We start from the raw sequence: 16137 nt of genomic DNA on the forward strand, positions 1-16137 counted from the left end.
AGCCTTTCAATTTGCGGGGGCGGGATTGTACCACCGTTATTGCAGACGGAAAAAGCGTCGGCTCGGCGTCGGCACAAAGAGCAGGAACAGCACCAGCAGATCGGGGAGCTTTTGCATCACCAGCGAGTGGAAGATCTCACGGCGCGAACTGCCGGCGATGCTGAAGAGTTCCGGGTAACCATAGCCCAGTGACGCGGCCCACAGGTAGGCGGTCGAGGTGAGTTGCGTTATCAGATAGAGCCAGCGCGCCCAGCGCCGCCCTTTTATCACCGAGAAGGCGCAGAGGATCTCGACAAACACCAGCATCAGGCTGCCCAGGAAAATCAGCGTCAGGCTCCAGGTCTGGGCGCTGCGGTGCACGAAGTCGAGCAGCCCGCGCCAGCCGAGCAGGTTCATGATCATCAGCACGTCGACACAGCGAATGGTAATGATGGCGATAGCCGCCACCTGAACCAGCGCCGGTATATTAGGCGTCGCGTGGTGCGTGGTTTTGTTGAAGAACCCCAATTCCATGATTTCCCTGTGAAAAATGCCGCGCAAGCGCGGCATCAACGACACAATTTCCAGATTCTAATGAGTTCAGCCCTGTCTTGCACGCTGGATATCACGCTGGCGCTGTTTTTCCGCTCTCGCCATCAGGAACCAGGCGATAAGACCGACAATCCCCACCACGCCGAGAATAATCGATGCCAGCGCGTTGATCTCCGGGTTGACCCCCATTCTCACGCTGGAGAAGACCAGCATCGGCAGCGTAGTGGCACCAGGACCGGAGACAAAACTGGCGATCACCAGGTCATCCAGTGACAGGGTAAAGGCCAGCAGCCAACCGGAGACAATCGCCGGCATGATCATCGGCAGCGTGATAACAAAGAAGACCTTCAGCGGCGTAGCGCCAAGATCCATCGCCGCCTCTTCAATCGAGCGATCCAGCTCGCGCAACCGCGAGGAGATCACCACCGCCACATAAGCGGTACAGAAAGTCACGTGCGCCAGCCAGATGGTGAGCATGCCGCGATCCGCTGGCCAGCCGATGGCGTGCGCCAGCGCGACAAACAGCAGCAGCAGCGACAGGCCGGTGATCACATCCGGCATTACCAGCGGCGCGGTGATCATAAAGGCGAAGCCGTTCGCGCCGCGAAAGCGCCCAAAGCGCACCATCACGACTGCCGCAATGGTGCCTAAAATCACCGCCATCGTCGCCGCGCAGGCGGCAATCGTCAGGCTTAAGCCCACCGCGCTCATCATCGCGTCATCGTGGAACAACTCGCTATACCAGCGCGTTGACCACCCTGCCCACACCGTCACCAGTTTTGAGCTGTTAAAAGAGTAGACCACCAGCATCAACATGGGGGCATAAAGGAAGGTGAAACCTATCACCAGGATCAGGATGCGCCAGGGCGAGCGCACTACCGGTAAATTGCTCATGCCTTCTCCCCCGTCTGTTTCTGCTGATGCTTGTGGAACCACATGATCGGCACAATCAACAGCAGCAGCATGATCACCGCCACCGCCGAGGCCACCGGCCAGTCGCGGTTATTAAAGAACTCCTGCCACAGCACGCGGCCAATCATAATGCTATCCGGCCCGCCGAGCAGTTCCGGGATCACGAACTCACCGACCGCCGGAATAAACACCAGCATCGAACCGGCGATAATTCCCCCTTTGGTCAGCGGCACAATCACGCTGAAGAAGGTTTTCAGCGGACGCGCGCCAAGATCGAGGGACGCTTCCACCAGCGAGTAGTCAATACGCGTCAGCGCGGTGTAGATCGGCAGCACCATAAAGGGCAGATAGGCATAGACAATGCCGATGTAGACCGCGAGATTGGTGTGCAGAATGGTCAGCGGCTGATCGATAACCCCCAGCCAGAGCAGAAAGTTGTTCAGCACGCCGTTGTTTTTCAGGATCCCCATCCAGGCGTAAACGCGGATCAGAAACGAGGTCCACGACGGCAAAATCACCAGCAGCAGCAGAATATTGCGCGTCGACGGCTTACTGTGCGCCACCGCCCACGCCAGCGGATAGCCGAGCAGCAAGCAGCAGATCGTCGAGATGCCCGCTACCTGCAGCGACTGCAAATAGGCTTCGATATAGAGCGGATCGTCGGTCAGTTGCAGGAAGTTGCCGAGATTAAGCGTAATCGTCAGCTGCCCATCGGCCCACTCCAGCAGATCGGTATAGGGTGGGATTTGACGCGCCATCTCCGCGAGGCTGATTTTGAAGACGATCAAAAACGGCAGCAGAAACAGCAGCGTCAGCCAGATATAGGGCAGCGCAATCACCAGCTTGCGCCCGTGGCGCATTTGCAGGCGCGCCAGCCACAGCTTTACACCGCCCGGTTTTGTTACGCGGGCCGGTGGCTCGAGTGTACTCATCGCCGCTCCTTAAACCGTCAGAACCACACAACTGTCGGCATCCCAGCAGAGACGCACTTCATCGCCCCATGTTGGCGCGCCTTTGCGGTAGCGATGCGCGTTTTGCAGCTGGGCGCTGATCATCTGCCCACTCTGCAACCGCACGTGATAAATAGAGAGATCGCCAAGGTAGGCGATATGCACCACTTCGCCGACGGCAAAGTTGTAGCCATCGGCTGGCGGATCGTCGCACAGCATGATCTTCTCCGGGCGCAGCGCCACGTAGACCGGCACGTTATCCACCACCGACGCATCCGGGTCGACTTTCAGCGGATGCACCAGCCCCGGTGACTCAATCACCAGGCCATCCTCCTGACGATCCTTCAGCAACCCTTCGAAGACATTGACCGAGCCGATAAACTCGGCGCTGTAGCGCGTGGTCGGATGCTCGTAAATCTCTTCCGGCTCGCCAATCTGCACAAATTTGCCGCGGTTCATGATGGCGATACGCCCGGCCATGGTCATCGCCTCTTCCTGATCGTGGGTCACCATCACGCAGGTAACGCCGACGCGCTCAAGAATATCGACCACTTCCAGCTGCATGCGGTCGCGCAGCTTTTTATCCAGCGCGCCCATCGGTTCATCAAGCAGCAGCAGTTTTGGCCGCTTGGCGAGGCTGCGCGCCAGCGCCACGCGCTGACGCTGGCCGCCAGAGAGCTGGTGCGGCTTGCGTTTGGCAAACTCGCTCATATGTACCAGGTGCAGCATTTCGGCGACGCGGCTGGCGATCTCCGCTTTCGGCAGCTTGTCCTGCTTGAGGCCAAAAGCGATATTCTGCTCAACGGTCATGTGCGGGAAGAGCGCGTAGGACTGGAACATCATATTGATCGGGCGCAGGTAGGGCGGCACGTGGGCGAGGTCGACGCCGTCGAGCATAATCTGCCCGTGGGTCGGCTGTTCAAAGCCTGCCAGCATGCGCAGCAGCGTCGATTTACCGCAGCCCGATGCGCCGAGCAGGGCAAAGATTTCGCCTTTATAGATAGTCAGGCTGACATCATCCACGGCGTGCTGGCCGTCGAAGGATTTGGTCAGGTTACGGATCTCCAGCAGCGGCGTCAGAACCTTGCGGCTCTTCGCCTGCGGGCGGGGAATAGCGTCATTCACTACGGTGCTCTCCGGCATAAGCATCACCCTGCTTCAACAGGTTGTCATACAGATGACGGGACAGCAGGTGCGCCCGCTGTCCCGTTTTGGGGCGGCTGCACCGGCGCGGTGCAGCGCTTTCACCAGTCAGGTGATTGATTTATTTGCCGCTTTTGACTTTCGTCCATGCGCGGGTGCGTACGCGATCAATTTTCGGCTCCTGCACTTTCAGCGTGAAGAGTTTGGCGAAGACATCCGGCGGCGGGAAGATTGCCGGGTTGTTACGCACCTCTTCGCTGATCAGCGGCACAGAGGCTTTGTTACCGTTCGCGTAGTAGACGTGGTCGCTGATGTGCGCCATCACGTCCGGGCGCATCAGGTAGTTAAGGAACTGGTAGGCTTCATCGGTGTTTTTGGCATCTTTCGGCATGGCGAAGACGTCAAAGAAGGCCAGCGCCCCTTCCTTCGGAATGATGTAGTTGATGTTAACGCCGTTTTTCGCCTCTTTCGCGCGGTTAGCCGCCTGCCAGACGTCGCCCGCCCAGCCGATAGCCACGCAGATATCGCCGTTAGCGAGATCGTTAATGTATTGCGAAGAGTGGAAGTAACGGATGTTCGGACGCAGCTTCAGCAGCAGATCTGTCGCCGGGCCGGTGTAATCATCGGCTTTGGTGCTGTTGGGATCTTTGCCGAGGTAGTTCAGCACGGTGGCGAAAATCTCTTCCGGCGCATCGAGGAAGGAGACGCCGCAGCTCTTCAGCTTCTCAAGGTTTTCCGGCTTCAGCACCACATCCCAGCTATCGATCGGCACATCTTTGCCAAGCACCGCTTTGACTTTATCAACGTTGTAGCCAATGCCGGTGGTCGCCCACAGGTAGGGGAAAGCGTATTTGTTATCCGGGTCGTGCTTCGCGACCATTTTCAACACTTCCGGATCGAGGTTTTTCCAGTTCGGCAGCTTGCTCTTATCAAGCGGCTGGAAAACGCCCGCCGAGAGCTGGCGCTCCAGGAAACTGGCGGACGGAACGACGAGATCGAACCCGGTGCTGCCGGCCATTAATTTGCCTTCCAGCACTTCGTTGGAGTCGAACACGTCGTAAACCACTTTAATACCAGTCTCTTTCTCAAAATTTGCGACGGTGTCCGGCGCAATATAGTCAGACCAGTTGTACACATGCAGCGTCTTTTGCCCGGCGGCGAGTGTGCTGGCAGAGAGAGCCATTAACGCACCCGCAACAAGACCCGATACCCATTTTTTTCTTGAGGCACTCATATCTCATTCCTTCTGGAAAGCTCGTTAAGCTACGAACTAAATCTACGCTTTCTGGGATATGCAAGATTCATGCATAGTTTGTCACTCTGCTCTGCGCCGGAGAACAAAATCGCTCCGGCAGACGCCGCATGCTTTTTAAAGCAGCGCAAGAATAACTGTAGCCAGGGTTTGAGGCTATAGGGCAGATAAAAAACCGCCTTTTATCAATTTTTTATGCAATAAGTCTCTATGGGATAAGCCAGAAGGCGAGGAATGATGGTGAATCATTCTTTAAAGAAAGGTTAAAAGCAGAATAAAAAATGTGGCTACGCAGCCGCCGTGGTAGCGGCTACGTTAATCGATGCGGGAATCAGTGGAGAAAATTGTTCGGCTCGTCGTCGCCAGCCAGCAGATCTTCCTCGCCCGGCGTGAAAAGCAGCTGGTGCGCATTGGCTTCCATAATCACCATCGAGACCTGCTCTTCACTCTGGCGCATAAACCATGCGAACTGCTCAAAGGCGATACCGGGGCCGATGCTGAGGGTCTGACACACCACCAGCTTCGGCAGATTATCATCCTGCATATCGAGGAAGGCTTTGACGGTCAGCGAGCTGGCGTTGATCGCCGAGAGATCCGCCGCCAGCGCCAGCAGCGCGGAGGGTTTTACTTCCGCCATGGCGGTAAAGAGCAGAACATCATTGACCAGGTCGACTTTCGCATCGAACACGCCGTCAAAATTCTGCATATGCGGCAGGTGCAGCGCCTGGCAGGTGTCGCACTCAAAAAAGTTAATGCTGAGTTGATCAAGCCATTGGCGAAGCGTGTCCAGACCGGGGACGACCAGTGAATCCATAGAAAACGTGCTCTGTTGGGGAAAAAATTGCCCATAGCTTACGCAAAAAGCCGTGGGCACACCATGCTCAGGCAGGAAAATCCTCTTAGCCGCCGGTTTTCAGGCAGAAGCCGGGCATCGCCTGGCGCTCGATCCAGTGGATCATTCGCCCGGCAATATCCAGCCCGGTGGCTTTTTCGATCCCTTCCAGCCCCGGCGAGGCGTTGACTTCCATTACCAGCGGGCCGCGGTTGGCGCGCAAAATATCGACCCCGGCGACATCCAGCCCGAGCGTCTGCGCCGCGGCCAGGGCGATCTCCCGCTCGCGCGGCGTGATCTCGACCACGGTCGCCTGCCCGCCACGGTGCAAATTGGAGCGGAAATCCCCCGCTTTCGCCCGCCGCTCAATCGCTGCCACCACTTCGTTGCCGATCACCAGACAGCGGATGTCGCACCCTTTCGCTTCCGCAATAAACTCCTGCACCAGAATATGGGCGTTGAGGCCGCGAAAGGCGTCAATAACGCTCTCTGCCGCCTGGCGGGTCTCTGCCAGCACCACGCCAATCCCCTGCGTGCCCTCCACCAGCTTCACTACCAGCGGCGCGCCGCCGACCATATCAATCAGATCGCTGGTGTCATCGGGCGAATGGGCAATGCCGGTAATCGGCAAGTCGATTCCCTGGCGCGCCAGCAGTTGCAGGGAGCGCAGCTTGTCGCGGGCGCGGGTGATGGCGACTGATTCGTTGAGCGGATAGCTGCCGAGGATCTCAAACTGGCGCAGCGCGGCGGTGCCATAAAAGGTGATGGCCGAGCCGATGCGCGGGATAACCGCATCATAATGGGGAAGCTGGCGGCCTTTATAGTGAATCGAGGAGGCGGCCGGGGTGATGTTCATATAACAGGAGAGCGGATCGAGGATCTCAATCTGGTGCCCGCGCTGCACAGCGGCTTCACGCAGGCGTTTACAGGAGTAAAGCGTTCCATCCCGGGATAATACGGCTATTTTCACCCTGCACCTCGCGCAGAAGACCAGTTAAAAGCCTGCGTATCATACACGCAGCACGGGGCAGGATGAACGGGTATTAGCGCGTTGCCCAGCCCTGTTTATGCAAATAGTCGAGAATAAACGGACGGCTCTCTTTAATGATGGTGCGACGGATATGATCGCTCCAGTTATCGCGCCGCTTATTGCTGTCGCGCGTCATATAGTAGTGCTCCAGCTCCGCGTCGTACTCCGCCAGTTTCTCTTTATCGAGCGGCTGATAGTGGTTTTCATGCACCAGCATTGAAGCCGGCATACGCGGTTTGATGTCCGGGTTATCGGCAGGCCAGCCGAGGCAGAGACCAAACAGCGGCAGCACCTGCTTCGGGATATGCAGCAGTTCGCCGACCGCTTCGATATTGTTACGGATACCGCCGATATAGACGCCGCCCAGCCCCAGCGACTCCGCGGCGGTAAAGGCGTTTTGCCCCATGATGGCGGTATCGACCACGCCGAGCAGCAGTTGCTCCGCGAGGCCCGGTTTTGCTTCCGGGCAGATCTCAAAGTTACGGTGAAAATCGGCGCAGAAGATCCAGAATTCGGCCGCCTGCGCGATATGCGGCTGTCCGCCCGCTAACGTCACCAGTTGCTCGCGCATGGCCGGATCGGTGATGCGGATAATGGAACTGCACTGCAAAAAGCTGGAGGTCGATGCCGCCTGTGCGCTGGCGATAATCGCCTCGCGCTGTGCGTCCGTAATCGGCTCATCGGTAAAGTGGCGAATGGAACGATGGGCGCACAGCAATTCAATAGTAGGTGTCATGTTGAATAATCCCCCAGTTAAACAAGTCGTTCAGTATAGGCTAAGCCGCTGCGCTCGTTGTAAGCGGAAGTTGCGAACAACCTGTCAGACGCGCCGCCGTGCGCGCGCAATCCGGTAAACGAAATCGCAGCCAAGGCCGCCGAGAGCGCACCAGAACATGGCGCTGAAGAGCCAGGCAACCTCCTGCCAGAAGGTGCGTACCGGGGTAAATAAAATATGAATCAAAATATAACAAAGGGGTGCGGCGAGCAGCGCGCCCACCAGCGGCACGATGGCGCGGCGGCGGCGGGAAACCAGCCCACCGAGGATGCCTGGCAGGGTAAAGAGCAGCAAACCGGTCGCCGGATCGCCAGGCGCAGGCAGTTTGCCCTGCATATTCATCACCAGAGTGAGACAAATTGCGATAAAAAGAAGACCACAGCAGATAACGCCGAACCAACTACGCCTGTTCTTCAAACACGCCTCCTGACTTTTTCTCTATCGACGTTTACACCGTTTTAAAGAATGTCGGACGGATAAAGCGTTGCGGCAATTATTGCCTGAATGGCACCCGTGCAAACAGAAGATTGTCACTAGCCGTTGTTATCTAATGAGATTAAACTAACGGCCAGTTTATGTTTTGTGCGGGGTGTCTGGTGTTGCACGGCTTTAATTTATCCGCCAGCGCATAGGCAAAACACTAGCTCAAATCACCATTTCTATCAACAGCTTACAAGTAAACAAGAAGTTAGACTCCGTGAATATAAACGTCGCAGATTTGTTAAATGGGAATTACATACTGTTATTGTTTGTGGTTCTGGCGCTTGGGCTTTGCCTTGGAAAATTACGACTGGGATCTATCCAACTGGGTAATTCCATTGGTGTTTTAGTCGTTTCCCTATTATTAGGCCAGCAACATTTCAGCATTAACACCGATGCCCTGAACCTCGGCTTTATGCTGTTTATTTTCTGCGTTGGCGTTGAAGCCGGGCCTAACTTTTTCTCAATTTTTTTCCGCGACGGTAAGAATTACCTGATGCTGGCGCTGGTATTAGTCGGCAGCGCGCTGTTAATTGCGCTCGGTCTCGGCAAACTCTTTGGCTGGGACATTGGCTTAACCGCCGGGATGCTCGCCGGCTCGATGACCTCGACGCCGGTTCTGGTTGGCGCGGGCGATACGCTGCGCCACTCGGGCATGGAGAGCAGCCAGCTTGCCAGCGCGCTGGACAACCTCAGCCTCGGCTACGCCTTAACGTATCTGATTGGTCTGGTGAGCCTGATCTTTGGCGCCCGCTACTTGCCGAAGTTACAGCACCAGGATTTACAGACCAGCGCCCAGCAGATTGCCCGCGAGCGCGGGCTGGATACCGATGCTCACCGCAAAGTCTACCTGCCGGTGATCCGCGCCTATCGCGTCGGGCCGGAGCTGGTGGCCTGGGCGGATGGCAAAAATCTGCGCGAGCTGGGGATCTATCGCCAGACCGGCTGCTATATCGAGCGTATTCGCCGCAACGGTATTCTCGCTAACCCGGACGGGGACGCGGTGTTGCAGATGGGCGATGAGATCTCGCTGGTCGGCTACCCGGACGCCCATGCGCGCCTTGATCCGAGCTTCCGTAACGGGAAAGAGGTGTTCGACCGCGACCTGCTGGATATGCGCATCGTCACCGAAGAGGTGGTGGTGAAAAACCACAATGTGGTCGGCCGCCGCCTGGCGCAGTTGAAGCTGACCGATCACGGCTGCTTCCTTAACCGCGTGATCCGCAGCCAGATTGAAATGCCGATCGACGACAATATCGTGCTCAACAAAGGAGACGTGTTACAGGTGAGCGGCGATGCGCGGCGCGTGAAAACCATCGCGGACCGCATCGGCTTTATCTCCATTCACAGCCAGGTGACCGACCTGCTCGCCTTCTGCGCCTTCTTTATCGTCGGCCTGATGATCGGCATGATCACCTTCCAGTTCAGCTCCTTCAGCTTTGGCGTCGGTAACGCCGCCGGTCTGCTCTTCGCTGGCATCATGCTCGGCTTCCTGCGCGCAAACCACCCGACGTTTGGTTACATTCCGCAGGGCGCGCTGATGATGGTGAAAGAGTTCGGCCTGATGGTGTTTATGGCCGGGGTCGGCTTAAGCGCCGGGAGCGGCATCGGCAACGGCCTTGGTGTTGTGGGCGGACAGATGCTGATCGCCGGATTACTTGTCAGCCTGGTGCCGGTGTTGATCTGTTTCCTGTTTGGTGCCTACGTGCTGAAAATGAACCGCGCCCTGCTCTTCGGCGCAATGATGGGCGCACGCACCTGCGCACCGGCAATGGAGATCATCAGCGATACCGCGCGCAGCAATATCCCCGCGCTGGGCTATGCTGGCACCTACGCCATCGCCAACGTGCTGCTTACCCTCGCCGGGACATTGATCATCATTATCTGGCCAGGGCTCGGATAACTCCGAAGCTAAGAAATATTTCGCTTATACGCAGAACTTTTTTGTGGGGTGTCAGTCATAACTAGTGCCACTGCTTTTCTTTGATGTCCCCCGATTGTGGAGCCCATCAACCCCGCCGCTTAGGTTCAAGGTTGATGGGTTTTTTGTTGGGTGGAATTCACCCTCTTCCTGAAAAATCCCTTACGCACTTCACGCGCATCAGCATGCCAGCAAGGCCGCTTTCAGACCCCTCTATTTGTCTCTTGCAGGGATATCATCGACATACGTGGTCGCCGATGTTTTAGGTTTTGCTAACCGCACCCTAATCCTTTCGACATAACGATCGACGCAAAAATGTAATGCAACAGAGCACAGTATCGAGATACCGATAAGGATAAATGACCATAACCAGCTGCCGCGATGGGATGTGATAACAAAAGCGACAATAGGCCAGTGGGTCAGATAGATAGGATAGCTCAGCTCACCGATAAATCTGTCCAGCTTACTTTTCCGTGATGCATGAAATACCGGAATGATGCACAAGGTAAAAAAGGCATAACAGAGAATGGTCACATAGGGGTTATTAAAATATTGCCATCCAATAATGATACACAGAATAGCAACAGTAAGACCCCCAATGGACCATGGTAAAACGTTTAACGATTTGGCGTACTCAGAAGTACGGAAGTTACGCCAGCCGAAATAAGCAAGCATCCCTGAAAGAAACAGCCAGAAAAAACTCATCGCACTTCGGTGATCGAATGGGTGATGAAAGAAAAGAAATTTCTTTATAGCAATAAAGGCAGCCGTCGACATCACCAGTAGCGTAATAATGACTTTCGGTTTCCTCGCAAATAATGGAGCAACAATATAAAAACAAATTTCAACCCCAATGGACCACATCTGCTGCATATGCGTCGCATTGATGAGAGGTGGAATGGTATCGTTCATTTCATTTGTGCTTAAGAAAACCAGCGCGCCCGAGCTATCAAAACCAAACCAACCCAAGGTTTGATAAAAGAACATCGAAAGCGCTGTGAACCACACATAAGCAGCTGTAAACGTTGATTTATAGATCTCAGGACCCATTGGGTTGACGAGCAACAGCACAAGACAGAACACAACAATATAACTTGGCCAGAGGCGAAGAAACCTTGCGCTATAGAATCCCCATATATTGTTCTGGTATTTTTCGTTCAATACCAGGGCCATATAAAAACCGGAGATAACGAAAAACGCCATAACCGCAAGGTGCCCTTCGATACCAGGAAACCGGATACCGTTGTGCGAAATAACTACCGAAATGGCAAGGTAAAAACGTATCAATCCCATTTTTTATTAGCTATAGCATTATGAAAGTGGTTAAGATTTTGCCAGCATACAACATTTAACGATGAGAAACACCTCAATCCTGCCGCCCGACCTCAGTCCAGCGCCTTAACCGTGGTGCATCCTCTTTCTCAATAAAAGAGGATCACCATTGTTCCTATGCGTTAAGGAAGTACTGATTTGAGAGCTGTTATTCATAGTATGTCGCCTGGATAATAAAGGGTCTCGCAAACAGAGGATTAATATTTAAATGGCTTGCTAATGGCGTCTCTTCTTTATGTTTCTGGCTCAATAAAAGTTATCCAGAAGAGGATTTTTTGATCTCCAGGCCTGGCATAGCTAAACCAACAGTAAGACTTAGCGTTTGCCAATATAAATTAAGTACCAAACCTTATTCTAAATAACCTTGTATCTTAACGATAATCAGCACGCAACTGCCAATCGGCGGTTCGGCAGCTGAGATATACAAAAAGAGAACATTCAGAATGTTAATCTAAACCACATCGCCCACAGCATATAAACCCCAGCGATCAGGAAGAACCCTCGATAGACGTTAACAATCGCTGACTGGTTGCGCAGGTAAAACTTGAGCGGGTTACGGTGCAGATTGGCTGCATTATGGGTGGTGTGAAACTGCGTCATTTTCTCTGCTCCTTTGCCCGCGAGCGCGATAAAAAAGCTCAGGGCCATAATCGCCATCAGCACCATATAGCTTTTTAGCAGGATCGTCATGGCTGTGACCGTCATCGCGCTGGCGTGGTGTTTAACCAGCACAACCCCCTGTTTGCTCAGCACCATCGCGCCGATATTCAGCGCCAGATGCACCACTATGAATATCCCGAAGTATTTCGCATTGGTTTTAAAGGTGTTTTTGAGGGTAACCTTGAATACCCACGCAAAAAGCGCTGCCGTCGACGCTAACCACATGATTGTGTTGATAATCATCCCTTCCCTGCCTGCATCACGTTGCTTAAGTCATAAAAAAGGGCCGTAGCGGCCCGGAAAGCGGGTATCCTGCCATCAATCGCGCAGCGTGTTAAAAACTTTTTCGTCTACCCCTCTGTCACGGCATAACAACATTCCCTCGTGTGAGGTTCGGCTGAGACTGAAGCGTTGACCATCAAAGTAGAGCCCGAAGCCTTTTGTGCCGCAGGTTGATGGGTCTTTAACTCGCCAGATCTTCTGCTCATCCGCCGTAAGCGGATTGCCGAGAATGATAAACAGCGCCTTAATGCCGTCTCGCGGATAGGCGAAATGTTTAGGTTGCGTTCCCGCGCCGTACAGGAAGTAGCATGGCGAATGGAGGTCAAGCCCGTAACGCTTTATCGCCCCATCGGGTGAGGTGACGCTTAACTGGCACTTTTCACCCTCGTTCTGCAACGCCAGGGCGTGCGCTTTATAGGTGAAACTGTCGGTGGTAGTGGATTGCGCATAACTCACATTGCTGGCCAGCAACAATGCTGCTGCGGTCTGCATGATAAATTTCACTTTTATTGCTCCCTCAATAAGCTATTACCCCAATGTATCATTAACGTAACCGTATGCATTTTCTTAATTATATTGAGTAACCTCATGGCTGTTATTCACCTCCTGCCACCGTAACCACGCAAAAAATGCTAGTGTTACTTCACCTTACTTTTTTTGATGTGAATCTATGACTGAAAACGCCTCCCGAAAAGCCCTGCGCCATCGCTTATGGGCGCTGTTCACCTTCTTCTTTCTCCCCGGATTATTAATGGCCTCATGGGCGTCACGCACGCCGGCGATCCGCGATGTGCTCTCGGTCTCGACGGCTGAAATGGGCGCGGTGCTGTCTGGTCTCTCGGTCGGGTCGATGAGCGGCATTCTCTCATCGGCATGGCTGGTGAAGCGCTTCGGGGCGCGCAAGGTGATCCGCGCCAGCATGTCCTTCTCGGTGCTCGGGATGGTGATTTTAAGCATTGCCCTGTGGTTTGCCTCGCCGCTGCTCTTTGCCGTCGGTCTGGCCTGCTTTGGCGGCAGCCTGGGCGCGGGCGAAGTGGCAATGAATATCGAAGGCGCGGTGGTTGAGCAGGAGATGAACAAAACCGTGCTGCCAATGATGCACGGCTTTTACAGCCTTGGCACGCTGGTTGGCGCAGGCGTCGGGATGTCGTTAACTGCCTTGGGCATCAGCGCGGACCTGCACATTCTGCTGGCGGCGCTGGTGGCAATTGTGCCGATTATTCTGGCGATCTCCGCCGTGCCGGAGGGGACCGGGCAAAACAGCGCCGAAGAGCACGCGAACCGTCAAAAAGGGATGCCCTTCTGGCGCGATACGCAGCTGCTGTTAATTGGCGTGGTGGTGCTGGCGATGGCGTTCGCTGAGGGCTCGGCTAACGACTGGCTGCCGCTGCTGATGGTGGATGGTCACGGCTTCAGCCCTACTTCCGGCTCGCTGATCTACACAGGCTTTACTCTGGGCATGACCACCGGGCGCTTCTGCGGCGGCTGGTTTATTGACCGCTACAGCCGTGTCGCGGTGGTGCGCGCCAGCGCGATAATAGGCGCGCTGGGCATCGGCCTGATTATTTTTGTCGACAGCGCATGGGTCGCGGGCTTCTCGGTCATTTTGTGGGGATTAGGCGCATCGCTCGGCTTCCCGCTGACCATCTCGGCGGCCAGCGATACCGGGCCGGATGCCGCAACGCGCGTCAGCGTGGTGGCAACAACGGGTTACCTCGCCTTCCTCGTTGGCCCGCCGCTGCTCGGCTTCCTCGGCGAGCACTACGGATTGCGCAGCGCGATGCTGGTGGTGCTTGGCCTGGTACTGATTGCCGCGCTGGTGGCGCGCGCGGTGGCAAAACCGGAACCGCAAGCCCAGGCGGAACTCGGTTAATAATGCGGCGGCGGCCTGCGGGCTGCCGCCTTAACCTTCCAGCGAATTCCCCATGCGCTTATCGCGCAGAAACACCATCATCAGCCCCAGCCAGATAATACCGTTCAGCAGATTGAACAGGCTGAACAGCCCGTTACCGCCGAGCAGCCAGGCATGTTTACTCACCTCAATGCCGACGGTGAAGATAAACATCTGCAACATGCCCATCGCCGCTGACACCGTGCCCTTACTCATCTCGCTGGCGAACAGCGTCAGGCGCACCAGCCCGGCGTTGGCAAGGCCAATCCCGAAGGCGTAAACGCTCAACCCGGCCGTCATCCACAAATAGGCGTGGGAAGAGGCAAATGTGGCAACCGCTGCCAGCAGCAGGCCAGCCACAATCGGCCAGCCGCCAAGGATGATCAGCGCGCGCACGGTGCGCCGCGAGGTCAGCCGCGCCAGCACCAGGTTGCCAACAATCAGCGCGCCGAAAATCGGCACCTGCAACAGGCCATACTCATAGCTGCTGAGCTGCTCGCCGCTGATGATGATAATTGGCGACTGGGCAATCCACGCCAGCAGCGGCAGGCTGACAAAGCCGATCGCCAGCGCGCCCGCGACAAAGCGCACGTTTTTCAGCACCTCGGCGTAATCACGCCACAGCGATTTAAACGACAGCTTCTCGCCGAGCCGGGTGGCGGTCTCCGGCATCGCTCGCTGAAGCCCGAAGAAAGAGAAGGCCGCCAGCAGCGCAAAGAGGACGAACATTCCTTCCCACGGCGCGGCATGCACCCAGGCTGCGCCCACCAGCGGGCCAAGCAACGGCGCAATCAGCGCGACGTTCGCCATCAGGGCGGTGATCTTGATACAGACCGCCTCCTCAAACGACTCCTGAATCGCCGCGTACCCCACGGCACCAATAAAGCAGAGGCTGATGCCCTGTAAAAAACGCAGCAGCGTGAACTGTTCAATGTTCTGCGCCAGCAGCGTGGCAAGGCAGGTGACAATAAACCACACCACGCCGGTAAGCATCACCGGGCGACGGCCGATGCGGTCGGAGAGCGGCCCTAACAGCCACTGTAAGAACATTCCGCCTGCCAGGTAGGCGGTCATCGAGGTCGGGACCCACTCAATGCCCGCGTTATATTGCTCGACCACCGTTAACATACCGGGCTGAATCATATCGTTGCCGATATAGGTGGAGAATTCGTAAAGCACCAGACAGAGGGGGAATAACAGCGCCCGTCGTCCCAGACGTTGGCCGGAAAGGGTATGGTTTTGCATGCAATCTCTTCCTTTGAAAAATCGCGCAGAGTGTAATCAAAGCCACCGCGCGACGGTAGTGAATTCTCCCGTAAAAACAGATAAAGCACTTATTCACTCGTTTAAGGTTTGCTTAAGTGACAGGGCGTACTCTGAGACCAGGAATCGTCTAACTCTCTGCGGAGTAAGACAAAACCCCTTTACCCTGTGCCGCACCGCTTTTATGGTGAGCGCTTTGATCAATCCGGACTGTCATCAAAGAGTAATCTGTCTATGTTAGAGAGCCTGAATCACACCCTGTTCTACTGGATTAACGCCACGCCCGACTCGCCCGCCTGGCTCCTGACCGTCGCCCACGTTGTTGCCAAAGATCTGATCAATATCGTGCCGCTGCTGGCAGTTGGTCTCTGGCTATGGGGGCCGCGCAGCCAGGTCAGCGCCCAGCGTCAGCTGGTGATCAAAGTGGCACTGGCGATCGTCGTCAGCCTCTCGCTCTCATGGATTTTAGGCCATACCTTTCCCCACGACAGGCCTTTTGTCGATCATGTGGGTTATAACTTCCTGCCGCACGCGGCGGATGACTCCTTCCCGAGCGATCACGGTACGGTGATCTTCACCTTTGCCGTCGCGTTTCTTGCCTGGCACCGTTTCTGGTCCGGCGCAGCCTTGATGGTGACGGCGTTTGCCATCGCCTGGTCGCGCGTTTATCTTGGCGTCCACTGGCCGCTGGATATGCTCGGCGGCTTGCTTGTCGGCATCTGCGGCTGCCTGAGCGCACAAATTTTGTGGCAGGCCTTCGGCGAGAAGATTTATCACGCCGCGCAGCAGATCTATCGCCTCTGTTTTGCCTTCCCGATCCGCCGTGGCTGGGTGCGTGACTAAGCGCCAGGGCGCAGGTAAGATAAAGGCCCCGCTTATGCGG

Annotated in this window: 16 protein-coding genes; 3 read left to right on the forward strand and 13 right to left on the reverse strand. The window is 55.6% G+C overall.

Annotation, left to right across the window (positions count from 1 at the left end):
- Positions 1 to 36: 36 nt before the first annotated feature.
- The 9 genes from EH164_RS14865 to ybjM all read right to left on the reverse strand — a co-directional run bounded on the left by EH164_RS14865 (position 37) and on the right by ybjM (position 7842).
- A complete protein-coding gene (locus tag EH164_RS14865) occupies positions 37 to 513 on the reverse strand; it encodes a YbjO family protein (protein WP_241174967.1) in 477 nt (158 codons plus the stop codon).
- Positions 514 to 579: 66 nt separating this feature from the next.
- Positions 580 to 1425 carry a putrescine ABC transporter permease PotI gene (gene potI / locus EH164_RS14870; RefSeq protein WP_023481845.1) on the reverse strand — a complete coding sequence of 282 codons (846 nt, stop codon included), beginning with the start codon at positions 1423 to 1425 and terminating at the stop codon, positions 580 to 582.
- The gene (gene potH, locus EH164_RS14875; protein WP_023481728.1) at positions 1422 to 2375 is read right to left on the reverse strand and encodes a putrescine ABC transporter permease PotH; all 954 of its coding nucleotides are present in this window, start codon (positions 2373 to 2375) and stop codon (positions 1422 to 1424) included. The genes potI and potH overlap by 4 nt, the downstream gene beginning before the upstream one ends.
- Before the next feature lie 9 nt (positions 2376 to 2384).
- Positions 2385 to 3518: a putrescine ABC transporter ATP-binding subunit PotG gene (gene potG / locus EH164_RS14880; RefSeq protein WP_023481693.1), complete on the reverse strand. Its 1134-nt coding sequence runs from the start codon at positions 3516 to 3518 to the stop codon at positions 2385 to 2387.
- A gap of 139 nt (positions 3519 to 3657) precedes the next feature.
- Positions 3658 to 4770, reverse strand: coding sequence for a spermidine/putrescine ABC transporter substrate-binding protein PotF (gene potF / locus EH164_RS14885; RefSeq protein ID WP_124968921.1), 1113 nt, complete (start codon positions 4768 to 4770; stop codon positions 3658 to 3660).
- 349 nt (positions 4771 to 5119) lie between these two features.
- Entirely contained in the window at positions 5120 to 5602 is a 483-nt protein-coding gene (locus EH164_RS14890; RefSeq protein WP_023481410.1) for a YbjN domain-containing protein, read from the reverse strand.
- 85 nt (positions 5603 to 5687) lie between these two features.
- A complete protein-coding gene (gene rimK / locus EH164_RS14895) occupies positions 5688 to 6590 on the reverse strand; it encodes a 30S ribosomal protein S6--L-glutamate ligase (RefSeq protein ID WP_124968923.1) in 903 nt (300 codons plus the stop codon).
- 73 nt (positions 6591 to 6663) lie between these two features.
- Entirely contained in the window at positions 6664 to 7386 is a 723-nt protein-coding gene (gene nfsA / locus EH164_RS14900) for an oxygen-insensitive NADPH nitroreductase (protein WP_124968925.1), read from the reverse strand.
- Between the two features lie 84 nt (positions 7387 to 7470).
- Positions 7471 to 7842 carry an inner membrane protein YbjM gene (gene ybjM / locus EH164_RS14905; RefSeq protein ID WP_042718565.1) on the reverse strand — a complete coding sequence of 124 codons (372 nt, stop codon included), beginning with the start codon at positions 7840 to 7842 and terminating at the stop codon, positions 7471 to 7473.
- Between the two features lie 280 nt (positions 7843 to 8122).
- Between ybjM and EH164_RS14910 the strand changes: the two genes are divergently transcribed.
- Positions 8123 to 9808, forward strand: coding sequence for an aspartate:alanine antiporter (locus EH164_RS14910; RefSeq protein ID WP_023481407.1), 1686 nt, complete (start codon positions 8123 to 8125; stop codon positions 9806 to 9808).
- A 231-nt stretch (positions 9809 to 10039) separates the two neighbouring features.
- Here EH164_RS14910 and EH164_RS14915 read toward each other — a convergent pair whose 3' ends face one another.
- The 3 genes from EH164_RS14915 to EH164_RS14930 form a co-directional block, all read right to left on the reverse strand.
- Positions 10040 to 11119, reverse strand: a complete 1080-nt coding sequence (locus EH164_RS14915) for an acyltransferase (RefSeq protein ID WP_124968927.1) — start codon at positions 11117 to 11119, stop codon at positions 10040 to 10042.
- Positions 11120 to 11596: 477 nt separating this feature from the next.
- Positions 11597 to 12061, reverse strand: a complete 465-nt coding sequence (locus EH164_RS14925) for a hypothetical protein (RefSeq protein ID WP_124968928.1) — start codon at positions 12059 to 12061, stop codon at positions 11597 to 11599.
- A 75-nt stretch (positions 12062 to 12136) separates the two neighbouring features.
- The gene (locus EH164_RS14930) at positions 12137 to 12604 is read right to left on the reverse strand and encodes a hypothetical protein (RefSeq protein WP_124968930.1); all 468 of its coding nucleotides are present in this window, start codon (positions 12602 to 12604) and stop codon (positions 12137 to 12139) included.
- 166 nt (positions 12605 to 12770) lie between these two features.
- On the opposite strand from EH164_RS14930, the gene EH164_RS14935 reads away from it, so the two are divergent.
- Positions 12771 to 13973, forward strand: coding sequence for an MFS transporter (locus EH164_RS14935; RefSeq protein ID WP_124968932.1), 1203 nt, complete (start codon positions 12771 to 12773; stop codon positions 13971 to 13973).
- 30 nt (positions 13974 to 14003) lie between these two features.
- On the opposite strand, the gene EH164_RS14940 is transcribed toward EH164_RS14935, so the two are convergent.
- A complete protein-coding gene (locus EH164_RS14940; RefSeq protein ID WP_124968934.1) occupies positions 14004 to 15236 on the reverse strand; it encodes an MFS transporter in 1233 nt (410 codons plus the stop codon).
- 252 nt (positions 15237 to 15488) lie between these two features.
- On the opposite strand from EH164_RS14940, the gene ybjG reads away from it, so the two are divergent.
- Positions 15489 to 16097 carry an undecaprenyl-diphosphate phosphatase gene (gene ybjG / locus EH164_RS14945; RefSeq protein WP_124968937.1) on the forward strand — a complete coding sequence of 203 codons (609 nt, stop codon included), beginning with the start codon at positions 15489 to 15491 and terminating at the stop codon, positions 16095 to 16097.
- The last annotated feature ends 40 nt before the right edge of the window (positions 16098 to 16137 follow it).

This window comes from Kosakonia sp. CCTCC M2018092, assembly GCF_003864115.1.
Classification (GTDB): domain Bacteria; phylum Pseudomonadota; class Gammaproteobacteria; order Enterobacterales; family Enterobacteriaceae; genus Kosakonia; species Kosakonia cowanii.

Coding starts and splice junctions, on each gene's coding strand:
- potI (WP_023481845.1), bottom strand. CDS start 1,425: ATGAGCAATTTACCGGTAGTGCGCTCGCCCTGGCGCATCCTGATCCTG.
- EH164_RS14935 (WP_124968932.1), top strand. CDS start 12,771: ATGACTGAAAACGCCTCCCGAAAAGCCCTGCGCCATCGCTTATGGGCG.
- nfsA (WP_124968925.1), bottom strand. CDS start 7,386: ATGACACCTACTATTGAATTGCTGTGCGCCCATCGTTCCATTCGCCAC.
- EH164_RS14890 (WP_023481410.1), bottom strand. CDS start 5,602: ATGGATTCACTGGTCGTCCCCGGTCTGGACACGCTTCGCCAATGGCTT.
- EH164_RS14925 (WP_124968928.1), bottom strand. CDS start 12,061: ATGATTATCAACACAATCATGTGGTTAGCGTCGACGGCAGCGCTTTTT.
- EH164_RS14940 (WP_124968934.1), bottom strand. CDS start 15,236: ATGCAAAACCATACCCTTTCCGGCCAACGTCTGGGACGACGGGCGCTG.
- ybjG (WP_124968937.1), top strand. CDS start 15,489: ATGTTAGAGAGCCTGAATCACACCCTGTTCTACTGGATTAACGCCACG.
- potH (WP_023481728.1), bottom strand. CDS start 2,375: ATGAGTACACTCGAGCCACCGGCCCGCGTAACAAAACCGGGCGGTGTA.
- potF (WP_124968921.1), bottom strand. CDS start 4,770: ATGAGTGCCTCAAGAAAAAAATGGGTATCGGGTCTTGTTGCGGGTGCG.
- EH164_RS14865 (WP_241174967.1), bottom strand. CDS start 513: ATGGAATTGGGGTTCTTCAACAAAACCACGCACCACGCGACGCCTAAT.
- EH164_RS14915 (WP_124968927.1), bottom strand. CDS start 11,119: ATGGGATTGATACGTTTTTACCTTGCCATTTCGGTAGTTATTTCGCAC.